12 protein-coding genes and 1 tRNA gene are annotated in these 14,166 nt (G+C 64.1%); 5 read left to right on the top strand and 8 right to left on the bottom strand.

Translation table 11 applies throughout. From position 1 onward, the window contains the following. Positions 1 to 138: 138 nt before the first annotated feature. Complete coding sequence (locus B7G53_RS05815) at positions 139 to 609, top strand: RidA family protein (RefSeq protein WP_096664914.1); 471 nt, start codon at positions 139 to 141, stop codon at positions 607 to 609. Positions 610 to 684: 75 nt separating this feature from the next. On the opposite strand, the gene alaS is transcribed toward B7G53_RS05815, so the two are convergent. Next, the gene (alaS, locus tag B7G53_RS05810; RefSeq protein WP_096664911.1) at positions 685 to 3,327 is read right to left on the bottom strand and encodes an alanine--tRNA ligase; all 2,643 of its coding nucleotides are present in this window, start codon (positions 3,325 to 3,327) and stop codon (positions 685 to 687) included. Positions 3,328 to 3,535: 208 nt separating this feature from the next. On the opposite strand from alaS, the gene B7G53_RS05805 reads away from it, so the two are divergent. The 3 genes from B7G53_RS05805 to B7G53_RS05795 all read left to right on the top strand — a co-directional run bounded on the left by B7G53_RS05805 (position 3,536) and on the right by B7G53_RS05795 (position 5,585). Continuing rightward, entirely contained in the window at positions 3,536 to 5,014 is a 1,479-nt protein-coding gene (locus B7G53_RS05805) for an NAD-dependent succinate-semialdehyde dehydrogenase (RefSeq protein WP_096664908.1), read from the top strand. Next, positions 5,011 to 5,442: a DsrE family protein gene (locus tag B7G53_RS05800; RefSeq protein WP_096664905.1), complete on the top strand. Its 432-nt coding sequence runs from the start codon at positions 5,011 to 5,013 to the stop codon at positions 5,440 to 5,442. Before B7G53_RS05805 ends, B7G53_RS05800 begins: the two co-directional genes overlap by 4 nt. A 69-nt stretch (positions 5,443 to 5,511) precedes the next feature. Further along, positions 5,512 to 5,585: transfer RNA gene (locus B7G53_RS05795), tRNA-Gly, on the top strand. 34 nt (positions 5,586 to 5,619) lie between these two features. On the opposite strand, the gene B7G53_RS05790 is transcribed toward B7G53_RS05795, so the two are convergent. The 3 genes from B7G53_RS05790 to B7G53_RS05780 form a co-directional block, all read right to left on the bottom strand. Continuing rightward, a complete protein-coding gene (locus tag B7G53_RS05790) occupies positions 5,620 to 8,340 on the bottom strand; it encodes an ABC transporter substrate-binding protein (RefSeq protein WP_096664902.1) in 2,721 nt (906 codons plus the stop codon). Between the two features lie 258 nt (positions 8,341 to 8,598). Next, on the bottom strand, positions 8,599 to 9,237 hold the full coding sequence (locus B7G53_RS05785; protein ID WP_096664899.1) for a CoA transferase subunit B: 639 nt from the start codon (positions 9,235 to 9,237) through the stop codon (positions 8,599 to 8,601). A gap of 11 nt (positions 9,238 to 9,248) precedes the next feature. After that, positions 9,249 to 9,953 carry a CoA transferase subunit A gene (locus tag B7G53_RS05780; RefSeq protein WP_096664896.1) on the bottom strand — a complete coding sequence of 235 codons (705 nt, stop codon included), beginning with the start codon at positions 9,951 to 9,953 and terminating at the stop codon, positions 9,249 to 9,251. Positions 9,954 to 10,066: 113 nt separating this feature from the next. Here B7G53_RS05780 and B7G53_RS05775 point away from each other — a divergent pair, with 113 nt between their 5' ends. Next, positions 10,067 to 10,621 (top strand): PAS and helix-turn-helix domain-containing protein, encoded by a 555-nt coding sequence (locus B7G53_RS05775; protein WP_096664894.1) that lies wholly within the window; start codon positions 10,067 to 10,069, stop codon positions 10,619 to 10,621. A 59-nt stretch (positions 10,622 to 10,680) separates the two neighbouring features. Here B7G53_RS05775 and B7G53_RS05770 read toward each other — a convergent pair whose 3' ends face one another. The 4 genes from B7G53_RS05770 to B7G53_RS05755 all read right to left on the bottom strand — a co-directional run bounded on the left by B7G53_RS05770 (position 10,681) and on the right by B7G53_RS05755 (position 14,144). After that, complete coding sequence (locus tag B7G53_RS05770) at positions 10,681 to 12,174, bottom strand: serine/threonine protein kinase (protein WP_096664891.1); 1,494 nt, start codon at positions 12,172 to 12,174, stop codon at positions 10,681 to 10,683. Continuing rightward, on the bottom strand, positions 12,171 to 12,923 hold the full coding sequence (locus B7G53_RS05765) for a metallophosphoesterase family protein (RefSeq protein WP_096664888.1): 753 nt from the start codon (positions 12,921 to 12,923) through the stop codon (positions 12,171 to 12,173). Before B7G53_RS05765 ends, B7G53_RS05770 begins: the two co-directional genes overlap by 4 nt. Positions 12,924 to 13,151: 228 nt before the next feature. Continuing rightward, positions 13,152 to 13,511: an HPF/RaiA family ribosome-associated protein gene (locus tag B7G53_RS05760; protein WP_096664885.1), complete on the bottom strand. Its 360-nt coding sequence runs from the start codon at positions 13,509 to 13,511 to the stop codon at positions 13,152 to 13,154. 294 nt (positions 13,512 to 13,805) lie between these two features. Further along, a complete protein-coding gene (locus B7G53_RS05755) occupies positions 13,806 to 14,144 on the bottom strand; it encodes a hypothetical protein (protein ID WP_096664882.1) in 339 nt (112 codons plus the stop codon). Between the last annotated feature and the right edge of the window lie 22 nt (positions 14,145 to 14,166).

Raw genomic sequence — 14,166 nt, 5'->3', positions numbered from 1 at the left:
CGGAGAGCGGTGCCGGACTAGAATTGCTGATCGCCCCCAGAACAGCTATATTTTTCATAGCTACCTGCGCCCGCCGAATAAGGGCCAGACACCTGTTTCGTTCATATTTTTTCAAACCACCCCTTTCAGGAGCGTTTCATGACCCAACCCACCGGCCCCATCTACGACAAGCTGAAAGCCCTGGGCATCACCCTGCCACCGGTCTCCACGCCGGCAGCGGCCTACGTGCCTTTTGTACGGACCGGCAAGCTGGTTTTCCTCTCCGGCCACATTGCCAAAAAAGAAGGCAAAGCCTGGGTCGGTCAGCTCGGCAAGACCATGGGCACCGAGGAAGGCCAGGCGGCGGCACGCGCGATTGCGATCGACCTGATGGGCACGCTGCAGGCCGCTGTCGGTGATCTGGGCAAGATCACGCGCATCGTCAAGGTCATGAGCCTGGTCAACTCGACCGGCGACTTCACCGAGCAGCACCTGGTGACCAACGGCGCCAGCGAATTGCTGGGCGAAGTGTTCGGTCCGGCCGGCAGCCATGCACGCAGCGCCTTTGGCGTCGCGCAAATCCCCATGGGCGCCTGCGTCGAGATCGAGCTGATCGCCGAAGTCGCCTGAGAACCTCGCTGCCATGAAAAAAGGACGGCATGGCCGTCCTTTTTTATTGCGCCAAGAGCCGCCCGGCCCGCCGCCTCAGGCGCGCTCGGCCACCCAAGCCTGGACCGAGGCCAGCGCCTCAGGCAGTTTGGCAGGCTCGGTGCCGCCGGCCATGGCCATGTCGGCCTTGCCGCCGCCCTTGCCGCCCACCTGCTGGGCGACGAAGTTGACCAGTTCGCCGGCCTTGACCTTGCCCACGCTGTCAGCGGTCACGCCGGCCGCGATCTGCACCTTGTCGCCGTCCACGGCGGCCAGCACGATGACCGCGGTCTTGAGCTTGTCCTTGAGCTTGTCCATGGTGTCGCGCAGGGTCTTGGCGTCCGCGCCTTCGAGCTTGGCGGCCAGCACCTTCAGGCCCTTGACATCGACCGCCTGCGCCATCAGCTCGTCACCCTGCGATGAGGCCAGCTTGCCCTTGAGGGCAGCCACTTCCTTCTCAAGCGCCCGCACCTGGTCGAGCACCTGGCCGATGCGGCCCTGCAACTCGGAAGGGCTGGCCTTGAGCGCGCCGGCCGCTGACTGGACCGCATCCTCGAGGGACTGCAGGTAGGCCAGCGCGTTTTCGCCGGTCACCGCCTCGATGCGGCGCACACCCGAGGCCACGCCGGCCTCGGCCACGATCTTGAACAGGCCGATGTCGCCGGTGCGCGCCACGTGGGTGCCGCCGCACAGCTCCTTGCTCGAACCTATGCTGAGCACACGCACCTTGTCACCGTACTTCTCGCCGAACAGCATCATGGCGCCGGTTTTCTGGGCGGCTTCCATGTCCATCACACTGGCGTCGGTGGCGGCGTTGGCGAGGATCTCGGCGTTGACGCGCGCCTCGATCTCGCGGACCTGTTCGTCGGTCACCGGTGCGTTGTGGGCAAAGTCAAAGCGGGTTTTATCGGCATCGACCAGCGAGCCTTTTTGCTGCACATGGTCGCCCAGCACTTCGCGCAAGGCCTTGTGCATCAGGTGGGTGGCGCTGTGGTTGCGCACGGTGGCGGCGCGCACGGCCGGGTTGACACGTGCCGACACATGGTCGCCCACGTTGAGCGTGCCCTGCGCCACGCTGCCGTGGTGGCCGTACACATCGGCCTTGATCTTGAGCGTGTCGCCGACCTCGAAGTGGGCCGAACCGCTGACCAGTTCGCCCTGGTCGCCCACCTGGCCGCCGCTTTCGGCGTAAAACGGGGTGCGGTCCAGCACCACCACGCCCTGCTGGCCGGTCTTGAGCGCCACCACCGGCACGCCGTCGGCATACAGGGCAACAATTTTTCCGCTGGCTTCCAGGCCTTCGTAACCCGTGAAGGTATTGCCTTCGCCGGTGTATTCCAGCGCGCGGTCCATCTTGAACTTGCCGGCGGCGCGCGCCTGGTTTTTCTGTTTGTCCATGGCGGCGGTGAAACCGGCCTCGTCGACCTCGACGCCGCGCTCGCGGCAGACATCGGCCGACAGGTCCAGCGGAAAGCCGTAGGTGTCGTGCAACTTGAAGGCCACGTCACCGGGCAGCATTTTCGGAGCATGTCCTGAGCCCGTCGAAGGGGCCAGGGCCGTGTCCAGGATGGTCATGCCGATTTCCAGCGTCTCAAAGAAACGTTCTTCCTCGGCCTTGAGCACGGCGGTGATGCGCGCCTCGTCGGTCCTGAGCTTGGGATAGGCCTCACCCATCAGCTTGACCAGGTCCGCCACCAGCTTATGGAAAAACGGCGTTTTCTTGCCCAGCTTGTAGCCGTGGCGGATCGCACGGCGGATGATGCGGCGCTGCACATAACCGCGGCCTTCGTTGGACGGGTTGACACCGTCGCTGACCAGGAAGGCGGTGGCGCGGATGTGGTCGGCGATGACAAACAGGGATTTGTTGCCGAGGTCCTTCTCGCCGGTCTCGCGCGAGGCCGCCTTGATCAGCGCGTCAAAGATGTCGATTTCGTAGTTGCTGTGCACATGCTGCAGGATGGCGGCCAGGCGCTCCAGGCCCATGCCGGTGTCCACGCAGGGCGCCGGCAGCGGCTTGACCGAGCCGTCGGGCTGCATGTCGAACTGCATGAACACGTTGTTCCAGATCTCGATGTAGCGGTCGCCGTCCTGCTCGGGCGAGCCGGGCGGGCCGCCGGCAATCTCGGGACCGTGGTCGAAGAAAATCTCGCTGCAGGGGCCGCAGGGGCCGGTGTCGGCCATCATCCAGAAGTTGTCGCTTGCGTATTTGGCGCCCTTGTTGTCGCCGATGCGCACCACGCGTTCGGGTGGCAGGCCGATTTCTTTCGTCCAGATGTCGTAGGCCTCGTCGTCGTCGATGTACACCGTGGCCCACAGCTTGTCGGCCGGCAGCTTGTAGACCTCGGTCAGCAGTTCCCAGGCCCACTTCAGCGATTCGCGCTTGAAGTAGTCGCCAAAACTCCAGTTGCCCAGCATCTCGAAAAAGGTGTGGTGGCGCGCGGTGTAGCCGACGTTTTCCAGGTCGTTGTGCTTGCCGCCGGCGCGCAGGCAGGCCTGCACCGACGCGGCGCGCACATAGGAGCGCTTGTCGGTGCCGAGGAACACATCCTTGAACTGCACCATGCCCGAATTGGTGAACATCAGGGTCGGGTCGTTGCCCGGCACCAGCGAGCTCGACGGCACCACGGTGTGGCCCTTGGACGCGAAAAAGTCCAGGAAGCTCTTGCGGATGTCGGCGACGGTGAAAGTGGGTGTGCTCATGTTTTGGTAGTTGCTGGTGACGCCGGCGCCCGCCGGGCGAAGGACCCGGAGCGGCCGACCGCACCTGGATGCTTGATTTGCCTGAACCTTTGATTATAAGTTTGGGGCCGGCACCCAGCCCGGTTTAGACACAATACCGCCCGACGCGCTATGCTTGCAGGCTGTACCAATGAGCCGCGCCAGAGCGGCACCCCCTAAAGAGACCCTCATGGACATGAAAACCTCCCCCATTTCGCTGCTCAAAGATCCCAGCCTGCTCAAGACCGACGCCCTGATCAACGGCCAATGGGTCAAAGGCAGTTCGCGTTTTGACGTGAATGACCCCGCCACCGGCCTCAAACTCGCCGACGTGGCCAACCTCGGCCCGGCTGAAACAGAGACCGCCATCGCCGCCGCCAACGCGGCCTGGCCCGCCTGGCGCAGCAAGACCGGCAAGGAGCGCCACGCCATCCTGATGAAGTGGTTCAACCTGCTGATGGCCAACCAGGAGGACCTGGGCCGCATCATGACCGCCGAGCAGGGCAAGCCCTTCCCCGAGGCCAAGGGCGAAGTCGCCTACGGCGCCAGCTTCGTGGAGTGGTTTGCCGAAGAGGCCAAGCGCGTCAACGGCGAGACCCTGCCCCAGTTCGACAACAACCGCCGCCTGATGGTCATCAAGCAGCCCATCGGTGTCTGCGCCGCCATCACGCCGTGGAACTTCCCGCTGGCCATGATCACGCGCAAGGTCGCGCCGGCCCTGGCCGCGGGCTGCCCGGTCATCATCAAACCGGCGGAACTGACCCCGCTGACGGCGCTGGCCGCGGCCGAGCTGGCCATCCGCGCCGGCATCCCCGCCGGTGTGCTCAACATGATCACGGCCGACGGCGCCAACTCCATCGCGGTGGGCAAGGTGCTCTGCGCCAGCGACGTGGTGCGCCACATCAGCTTCACCGGCTCGACCGAAGTGGGCCGCATCCTGATGGCCCAGAGCGCGCCCACCGTCAAGAAAATGTCGCTCGAACTCGGTGGCAACGCGCCCTTCATCGTGTTCGACGATGCCAACGTGGATTCGGCCGTGGAAGGGGCCATGGCCAGCAAGTACCGCAATGCCGGCCAGACCTGCGTCTGCGCCAACCGCATCTATGTGCAGGACGGCGTGTACGACGAGTTCGTGGAGAAGTTTGCCGCCAAGGTTCGTACCGTGAAGGTGGGCAACGGCTTCGAAAACGGCGTGTCGCAAGGCCCGCTGATCGAGGACGCGGCGGTGGAGAAGGTGGCCCGCCATGTGGCCGACGCGGTCGCCAAGGGCGGCAAGGTGCTGGTGGGCGGCAAGAAGCTGAAAGGCCAGTTCTTCGAGCCCACGGTGCTGGCCAATGCCACATCCGACATGCTGTGCGCGCGGGAAGAAACTTTCGGCCCCTTCGCCCCGGTGTTCCGCTTCAAGACCGAACAAGAGGCCGTGGATGCGGCCAACAACACCGAATTCGGCCTGGCCAGCTACTTCTACAGCCGCGACGTGGGCCGCATCTTCCGGGTGAGCGAGGCCCTGGAATACGGCATGGTCGGCATCAATGTGGGCGTTCTGGCCACCGAGCATGTACCATTCGGAGGTGTCAAACAGTCCGGACTGGGCCGCGAAGGCTCCCATCACGGCATGGATGACTACGTGGAAATCAAGTACCTTTGCATAGGAGACATTCAAAAATGATCATAAATAAATACATTCAATCCGTTGTCCTGGCCTTCAGCGCCACCTTCCTCACCGGCTGCGCGGTCACCGCAGCGCCGGCCAAGCCCAGGGTGGTGCTCCAGGTCAGCGACGGCGATGCCGCCAAATGGAACCTGGCCCTGAACAACGCCAAGAATGTGCAGCAGGAATACGGCGGCGCCGACAAGGTAAGCATCGAAATTGTGGCCTACGGCCCCGGCATCGGCATGCTCAAGTCCGACGCCACGACAAACAACCGCATTACCGAGGCCACCAAATCCGGCATCCAGGTCGTGGCCTGCGAAAACACCATGACGACCCAAAAACTCACCAAGGCAGACATGAACGCGTCCATCAGCTATGCCCGTTCAGGCGTGGTTCAGCTCATGAAAAGGCAGGATGAAGGCTGGGCCTACGTGCGTCCTTGAGGCGCCGTCGCGCTCCCTGATGAAAGAAAAGCCAACCGGCCGGTTGGCTTTTATAATGCAGGCAAACATGCGGGTGTAGTTCAATGGCAGAACTTTTGCTTCCCAAGCAAATAGCGTGGGTTCGATTCCCATCACCCGCTCCACATCTCCCCACCCCGGCCCCTGCCGGCGCGACTCTCACACGGCGACCGCCGGACTGTCCACCGCCACCGCGCCAAGGGTGAAGTAAAACGTCGCCCCCTGCCCTTCGGCAGCCTCGGCCCAGACCCGGCCCCCATGCCGGTCAATGACACGCTTGACGGTGGCCAGCCCGATGCCGGTACCGGCGTAGTCCGTGGAGGAATGCAGCCGCTGGAAGGTTCCAAACAACTTGTCGGCATAGGCCATGTCGAAGCCGGCGCCATTGTCCCGGACGAAATAGACGGCTTCGCCGTCTTCCCCCGTTTTGCACCCCACATTGATGCGCGCCGACGGCTGCAGGGACGTGAACTTCCACGCATTGCCCAGCAGGTTCTGGATCACCACGGACAGCAGGAGCGGATCGCCCAGCGCCAACAGGTTCTCCTGGATGTGGATCTCCACCTCGCGTTCCGGCTCCCGCTCCTGGCACGCCTGAACCACCTGCGTGGCGATCCTTGCCAGATCCACCGTCCCGGCGCGCAACGGGTCCCGCGACAGCTTGGCGAGCGACAGCAGCCCTTCGATCAGCTCACCCATCTGACGGGTGCCGGCGCGGATACGGCTGAGGTAGTGCTTTCCCTTTTCGCCCACTTTGTCCGATGCCATGCGCTCCATCAGCTGGCTGAAGCCATCAATGGTGTTGAGCGGGGAACGCAGGTCGTGTGAGACGGAATACGAAAACGCCTCGAGCTCGCGGTTGACGGCCTCGAGTTGCGAGGTGCGCTGCCGCACCCGCTCCTCCAGTTCGGCATTGAGGCGCAGGATGCTTTCCTGGGCCTGTTTGCGCTCGGTGATGTCCTGGGCAGATCCATGGAGCCGGACAACCAGGGCGCCTTCATCGCGCACCGCTTCGCCGATCACCCTCACCCAGCCACGGCGTCCACTGGCAACGACCATCTCAAGTTCTTCATCAAAGGGCGTCTGACTGTCGATGCAGGCCTGGACGGCCGCTTCTATCTTCGCGCGCTGGGGCGGTGGATAAACCCCCAGCGATTCCTGAAGCGAAGGGCTGGTTCCGGGCGGCACCTCGTGGATCTTGCAGACCTCGTCGGACCAGACCACATGGTTCGACGGCAGTTCCAGCATCCAGCCGCCTATGCGCGCGGTGCGCCCTGCGATCCTGAGCAAGGCTTCGCTCTGGCGCAGCCTGTCCTGGATAGCCCGGCGTTCCGTGATGTCTTCGGTCACCGAGATGATGTGTGTGGCCTCCCCCGACGCAGACCGCACCATGGACACCGTGGAATGAACCCACACGGCGGAGCCATCCTTTTTCACATACCGTTTTTCGTCCGAAAAACTCTCCAGCTCGCCGGACAGCATGCGGTCCCTCTGCGCGGCATAACGCACCCGGTCATCGGGGTGGGTCAACTCGCGCGTGTCCATGGCCTGCAACTCGGCTTCGGTGTAGCCCACGATGGCGTAGTAGGCCGGGTTGGCCATCAGGAAGCGTCCATCGGGCGTGTTCATCACGATGCCGGTTGCCGCGGTGCCAAACATCAGCTGGACCATGTCCTGGCTGACCTTGAGCTGCTGCTGCGCCTCGGTGCGCCGCAACACCTCGGCATGCAGCTGCCAGGTGCGCTCGCGAACACTGCGGCGCATCTGCAAATTCCAGAGAAGCACCAGGGCCATCAGGGCGACGACGCCAAAAACCGCACCGGCCAGCCACCGCACCAGAGTAGGCGGCAGGCCGGTCCGTGGTTCGAACGTCAGCCCTGCCAGGGAATAGTCCGCCTTGACCAAGCCCAGGCTCGCCAGTGTCCGCGCGGTGGCCTCCAGCCGGCCGGGGTTCAGATGCCCGATCTCCACCAGATCGGGCAGCACCAAGGGCCGCATCTGCGCTGCCTCCTCGAGCAGGGCCTCCCGGGTCAGCCCCCTCTGCCGGACGCCCTTCATGCCGGTGATCAGATCGGCGATTTCCTGTTCGTGGGTGAAGGCGTATTCCCAACCCTTGCGCGTGGCGCGCAGGAGGGCTGCGGCGCGCTCGGGAAATTTGGCGACTTCGGTTTCCGTCGTGAAGAGAATGTCGCCATAAAAATCAACGCCGTAGTCCAGGCTGCGCATGGTCGCAGGCGCCACGCCGCGGGCGCGAAGCAAGGCGGGTTCCACCGTCGAATAGGCCGACACCGCGTCCACCCTGCCCTCGATCAGGTCCTCGAGCTTCCAGGACTGCGGGAGGATGTTGACGCGCTGGGGGTCAATACCCTCGCGCTTGAGCATGGCACGCAGCTGGATGCTGCCCTGACCTTCGGAGAGCATGACCCTGGCGCCGACCAGGTCGCTAGGAGCGCGAATCCCGCGGTCCGCCCGGCTCATGAGGACGTAGGGCGAGTGCTGAAATATCGCCGCCAGCGCCACCAGAGGCTGCCCGTTGATGCGGTTGATCAGCAGGTCCGAGTCGCCAATACCGTAGTGCGCGTCGCCCTTGAGAACCGTGGCGATGACCGGTCGGTCTGCACCGCCCTCTCGAATGGTGACGTCCAGGCCTTCCTCGCGGTAAAACCCCTTGGCCTGGGCAGCGTAATAACCGGCAAACTGGAACTGGTGCAGCCACTTGAGCTGCAGGGTGACGCGCTCGGGTGCTTTGGTGGCGGGTGCGGCATGGGCCGAACCTGCGCATGCGAACCAAAGGACAAAGACCGCAAAAATGGCCGTGCCAGCCACCGACCGCCCCACCGGATTCAGCAAGGACTTGGGCAGGCGGCGCGTGCGGAACATCGTGTTTTCAGTCTAGCACGCGCATGACTTTTTCCGGGGGGAAGTACGGCGCCCGGCGCCTCAGGTCACGCTCTTTTTTTGATAGCTATCCCCGCAGGATGAGCGCGCGTCATGGCCATGAATGCCCTATTCCGGTATCTGGCCATCCAGGCGGGTGACCGGAGGACGGGCGGCGGCGCCCCCAGCCTGCGAGGTGAGGTGGGGGAACCGGTCCTGGCCTTCAGATGGCGCGAACGCCGTCTGAAGGCGGGATAAGCCTCAGAGCAGCTTGCAGCCGGTTTTGGCCTGCAGAGCTTCGCGGGTGACCCCGGGTGCCAGTTCAACCACTTTCAGGCCTTCCGGCGTGACATCCATCACGGCCAGATCGGTGATGATGCGGTCCACCACACCAACCCCGGTCAGGGGCAAGGTGCATTTTTCAAGGATTTTCAGATCTTCCGTGCCGTCTTTCTTCTTCGCGACATGCTCCATCAGGATGATCACCCGCTTGACGCCGGCCACCAGGTCCATGGCGCCGCCCATGCCCTTGATCATCTTGCCCGGGATCATCCAGTTGGCCAGGTCGCCATGCTCGCTGACCTGCATGGCCCCCAGGATGCTGAGGTTGATCTTGCCGCCGCGGATCATGGCAAAGCTGTCGTGGCTGCCGAAAATCGACGAACCCTTGATGGTGGTCACGGTCTGCTTGCCGGCGTTGATCAGGTCGGCATCCACCTCGTCTTCATACGGGAAAGGCCCAATGCCCAGCATGCCGTTCTCGCTTTGCAGCCACACCTCGATGTGGTCGGGCACGAAGTTCGCCACCAGCGTCGGGATGCCGATGCCGAGGTTCACATAAAAACCGTCTTCGAGTTCCTGCGCCGCGCGCGCGGCCATTTGATCCTGGGTCCATGCCATGTTCGTGCTCCTCAAACTTTACGGTCGCGGGTGGTGCGCTTTTCAATGCGCTTCTCGGGCGTGGGGTTGTGCACGATGCGGTGCACATAGATACCGGGCAGATGGATGTCGTCGGGCGCCAGCTCGCCGGTGGCGACGATGCGCTCCACTTCCACGATGCAGACCCTGCCCGCCATGGCAGCAGCCGGGTTGAAGTTGCGCGCCGTCAGGTTGAAACGCAGGTTGCCCGAGCGGTCGGCGACATCGGCCTTGACCAGCGCCACATCGGGCACCAGCGAGCGTTCCATCAGATAGGTTTCGCCATCGAACTCGCGCAGTTCCTTGCCTTCGGCGACGAGGGTGCCAACACCGGTTTTCGTGAAAAAAGCCGGGATGCCGGCGCCACCGGCGCGCAGCTTCTCGGCCAGCGTGCCCTGTGGCGTGAACTCCAGCTCCAGCTCGCCGGCCAGGTACTGGCGCTCGAACTCCTTGTTCTCACCCACATAGCTGGAAATCATTTTTTTGATCTGCCGGGTCTCGAGCAGCTTGCCCAGGCCGAAGCCATCCACACCGGCATTGTTGGAGATCACGGTCAGGTTTTTGACCTGGCTGGCTTTCAGCGCTTCGATCAGGGCCTCGGGAATACCGCACAGGCCAAAACCACCGACAGCCATCAGCTGACCGTCCTTGACAATGCCCTTCAGGGCCTCGTCAGCGGAGGGGAAAAGTTTATTCACAAAAATCTCCTGCAGAGCTTCAACACGAACTTCAAAAGCCTTACGATACTACCTATCTACATACGTAGTTATCCCTAAAGTCAAACCCGCACTCCCGGCTCGCCTGCACCTCCATGGACATCGATTACCGCCTGGCCTTCGACATGGCCCCCGTGGGCCTGGTGCTGTCGCGCAACCGGGCCATTGTCGATTGCAACCAGCATCTGTGCGAGATGTTCGGCGCCACGCGTGAGCAGCTGATCGGCCAGTCTTTCCAGATTCTCTACCCCAGCGCGGACGAATATGAGCGTACGGGTGCACGCATGCTGCCCATCCTCAATGCGAAAGGACATTACGCGGACGACCGCATCATGAAACGTGTGGACGGCCGCCTCAAGGGCGAGACCTTCTGGTGCCATGTGACAGGGCGCGCGCTGAACCGGGCGGCGCCGCACGAGTCCGGCATCTGGACCTTCGAGGACCTCAGTTCACGCCGGCCCGTCAAGGCTGAACTCACCGCGCGCGAACGTGAGGTGGCCGCGCACCTGATGGACGGCCTGACGTCCAAGGAAATCGGCCGCGCCCTGGTCATCAGCCACCGCACGGTCGAGATTTACCGCGCCCGCCTGATGCGCAAGTACAAGGCATCGACGACCGCCGACCTGGTGCACAAGCTGATGGCGGGTTGAGCCAAAGTGCTCTTTTATTGATAGCAACTATCGCTTTCCAGTAAAGAGCTGGCGGCTGCCTAGATCATCACCCTGGACACCCGCGCAGGGCTTTCTTCCAGCTTGTCCTGTTCGGGGCCGCCGTCTGCCGCGGCCAGCTGGTCGAACGGCAGCGCCTGCTTGACCAGCACCACGGTGCACGGCGCCGCCATGGCGACCCGGATGGGCACCGTGGCCAGCAGCCGCTGCATTTGCAGCCCGTGGGTGGCCGCGCCCATCACGATCATGCTGACCTGGTTGCCTTGCGCGTAACGCAGCAGGGCCTGGGCGACGTCACCGTTTTCGAGGATGTGGAAGGAGGCGGTCTGGCCGCTCAGGTCCAGCGGCTGGGCCCACTGCCGCAACATGCCGAGGTAGCGCCGGTGCACCGTGGTCTCACTGGAGGCGCTATCGTGGCCCGGCGTTTCACCGGGGTCAATCACACTCACGCAGGCCAGCCGGGCACCGGGCACGGTACCGAGGGCACGCGACACCGCCCCGCGCAGGGAGTACAGGGTGGCATCACTCACGTCACGGTTGGGAACCGCCACCATGATGATGGGCACCTCGTCAATCTGCCGCGACGGCAACGCGCTGGGCTGGTAGTGCATGCCGGCGGTGCGCACCCAGCGTTTCAGGTGCGCCCAGAACCCGGTGGCCCGGACGCGGCGCCCACGATCGGTCACCTGCACCTGCTGCGGATGGGACAGGTCGAAGGCCAGGTGCGCGGCCGACGCATAACGCCGCGCGGCCTCCGGCTCCAGGCAGCGCAGGATCACTTCCTGCAGCCATTCGGGAAGCGCCGGGCACCGCTTGCGCGGCGGCACCGGGTCCATCCACAGGCGCTGGCGCAGTCCGCCGGTGGTCTGCGGATTGCCAAAAGGAAGCTCGCGCGTGGCCAGCTCGTACAGCATGACACCGATGGCAAAAATGTCGCTGCGCGGGTCACCGCGCATGCCCACCACCTGCTCGGGCGCCATCCAGGTGGGCGATCCGACGGCGGGGCGCAACTCCTCGGCCAGCAGGTCCGGGTAGTGGGCGTGGCAAGACAGGCCGAAGTCAAGCAGCACCGCCAGTCCGTCCGGCCGAATCAGCACATTGGCCGGCTTGAGGTCCAGGTGGCAGACGTCCTGCAGGTGCAGGCTGTGCGCGGCCTGCGCCACGGCCGCGCCGAGCCGGGCGATCTCTTCAGCCGGCAGCGGCGCGGGGTCGTCGTCCAGCCGTTGCTGCAGGGTGCGCCCGGGCACGTGCTCCATGACCAGGTAAGGCAGCTTCGCCAGGTCGCCGGCGGCCACCAGGCGCGGCACATGCGACCCGGTAAGCACCGACAGGATCTGCCGCTCCACTTCGAACCCGACGATGTTCTCCGCGCCGTCGCCCTCGGTCATGCGTGGCACCTTCATGACCATGGGAAAGGGCTCGCGCTGCGCAGCGTCCGCATAACTGACCTGGTAGATGTGGGCCATGCCGCCAGCATGCAGGCAGTCGCCGACTTGGAAGCCGTCAATCACCGTGCCCGGGTTCAACAGCTTCACAGGCCTTGCTCCAGCCGTTTCGCAAAATCCTCCGGCAGCCCTGCGGCCCGGACATCGGCCGCCGCCGCGAGGTGGTCATAGGCGACCCGGTGAAAGGTCAGTTCGGCACGGACCGCATCAAACATCGCATACATCGCGTCGGTGTCCCCATCACGCGGCTGTCCGACCGAGCCCACAGTGGCAATCCAGCGGCGATGCGGCGGCACCGGAATGGTGGCGCCCGAGGTCGGTTCAAAACGCAGGAGGCGCTGGCTCGCGCCCCGGAAATACAGGGTCTGCTGGTGCACGTGGCCGCCAAAGACATACCGCACGCGCGTATCCGCGCAGGCCGCATGGAGGCTGGCCTCGGCGCGTTGCCCGCTGTCGACATACCGCCAGCGCTGCGGCGCGTCGGCGCTGGCATGCACCAGAAACACGGCGTCGTCGGTGGCGGTCAGCGGCAGGCCGGCCAGGAAATCCAGGTCGGCGGGCGCCAGTTGCGCGCGCGTCCATGCCGCGCCACCCGCATCCATCGTGCCGGCTTGGCCCTGCGGCGCCACCGCCAACGCATCGTGGTTGCCCTGCAGGACGATGGCGCCCTTCTGCGCCAGCTCGCGCACCTTGCGCACCACCTGGACAGGCTGCGCCCCGTAACCCACCAGGTCGCCGAGCATGGCGAAACGCTGCGCGCCCTGGGCGGCAGCGTGCTCCATGCAAGCGTCCAGCGCGCGCAGGTTGGCATGAATGTCGGACAGCAGGGCAATTTTCATGGGTCGTTGCGCACATCATCGCCCGTAAACCTGATGCCAGGCTTGCATCGGCAAGCGGACGGCATGGGGCCGCCGCCATGCCTGAAGGCAGCTACACTCACCGGCCAGATTGCTATCATATTAATAGCTAAGTTCGCATGCAATCATTGGGCTTGCGGCCAAAAACACTTCAAACAGAGGGCTTGTTCCGGGGCCAGCGCCAGCTGCCGGCGCTGACGGACTGCCCGCTCAGGGGGCGCCCGGATCGGGCTCGCGGCGGATGGACTCGCGTGAACGGTGGTCACGCAGCTTGTCCAGCGTGTGTTCCAGCACCCGCTTGAGTTTCTCGCTCGCGCCCCGAAAGGCTTCGTCCTGGCTGGAGGCGTGGTGGTTGACGGCCAGCGGCTCGTGGTGCGCCAGCCGCGCCTCGATCATGCAGCGCTTGTGGTCAATGCTGACCTTGTCGCTGTTTTCGTCGCTCATGTGCACCTCGATGCGGGTGATGTCGTCCTTGAAGCGGCTCAGCGACTCGTTGAGTTCCGTACTCGCCCAGCGCTCAAACGACTCACCGGTATGGATGGTGTGGTTGGAGTTGACTTGAACTTGCATGTCATTTTTCCTTTCAGGCTCGGCAACCTGCGGCGTGCAGGCCGGGCTGCCATGAAGTCACACGGTGGCGACTGAAAATTCATTGTGCGCCCTGCCCGCCTGGCGGCGTGTAGTCCCCGTTCCTCCACCAAAGTAGGGAGACTGAAAACCAGGGCTGTTTTCTGCAGCGTCACTTCCCGGGCATCAGGGTCGTTTCGCGGCTTGCGGGCACGCCAGCCCCCGCATACGCGAAAAGGCATCGCCATGAAAAACGGACCCCGAAGGGTCCGTTTTTCGCTCACCCGCCAAGCTGGATTATTTTTCACCAGAAGCGATTTCGCCTTTCTTGAGGGCGGCGGCGGCAGCGGCTTTGCGCTTGGCCCGGGCCGCAGCGCGCTCCTGCTTGGTGGCTGCTTTGGCGGTACCGGCGCCCGTCTCTTCACCAGGGCGCCGCAAGGTCGTCTTGGCGGTAGTGTCCGCGCCTTCGACCTTGCGGGCAGCCTTGGCGGTGGCCTTCTCGGCAGGCGTCGCTTTGGGCGGGGTCTGGCCCTTGGATTGTTCCGGATCAGCTTCACCCCCCTTGGTTTGGGCGAAGGCACTCACGGCCAACATCTGGGCGATAACGAGGCTTAAGGGCAGCAACAGTTTTTTCATGAGAAATCTCCAGGAAGGTTGA

Origin of the sequence: Polaromonas sp. AET17H-212 (genome assembly GCF_002379085.1) — a bacterium.
GTDB lineage: Bacteria > Pseudomonadota > Gammaproteobacteria > Burkholderiales > Burkholderiaceae_C > Polaromonas.
Note: the sequence above shows the minus strand (reverse complement) of the source record. Positions and strands in the feature narration are given on the sequence as shown.

Bases quoted from the DNA above. Each gene is read 5' to 3' on its own strand.
- B7G53_RS05815 (WP_096664914.1), top strand. From the start codon at position 139: ATGACCCAACCCACCGGCCCCATCTACGACAAGCTGAAAGCCCTGGGC.
- alaS (WP_096664911.1), bottom strand. From the start codon at position 3,327: ATGAGCACACCCACTTTCACCGTCGCCGACATCCGCAAGAGCTTCCTG.
- B7G53_RS05805 (WP_096664908.1), top strand. From the start codon at position 3,536: ATGGACATGAAAACCTCCCCCATTTCGCTGCTCAAAGATCCCAGCCTG.
- B7G53_RS05800 (WP_096664905.1), top strand. From the start codon at position 5,011: ATGATCATAAATAAATACATTCAATCCGTTGTCCTGGCCTTCAGCGCC.
- B7G53_RS05790 (WP_096664902.1), bottom strand. From the start codon at position 8,340: ATGTTCCGCACGCGCCGCCTGCCCAAGTCCTTGCTGAATCCGGTGGGG.
- B7G53_RS05785 (WP_096664899.1), bottom strand. From the start codon at position 9,237: ATGGCATGGACCCAGGATCAAATGGCCGCGCGCGCGGCGCAGGAACTC.
- B7G53_RS05775 (WP_096664894.1), top strand. From the start codon at position 10,067: ATGGACATCGATTACCGCCTGGCCTTCGACATGGCCCCCGTGGGCCTG.
- B7G53_RS05765 (WP_096664888.1), bottom strand. From the start codon at position 12,923: ATGAAAATTGCCCTGCTGTCCGACATTCATGCCAACCTGCGCGCGCTG.
- B7G53_RS05760 (WP_096664885.1), bottom strand. From the start codon at position 13,511: ATGCAAGTTCAAGTCAACTCCAACCACACCATCCATACCGGTGAGTCG.
- B7G53_RS05755 (WP_096664882.1), bottom strand. From the start codon at position 14,144: ATGAAAAAACTGTTGCTGCCCTTAAGCCTCGTTATCGCCCAGATGTTG.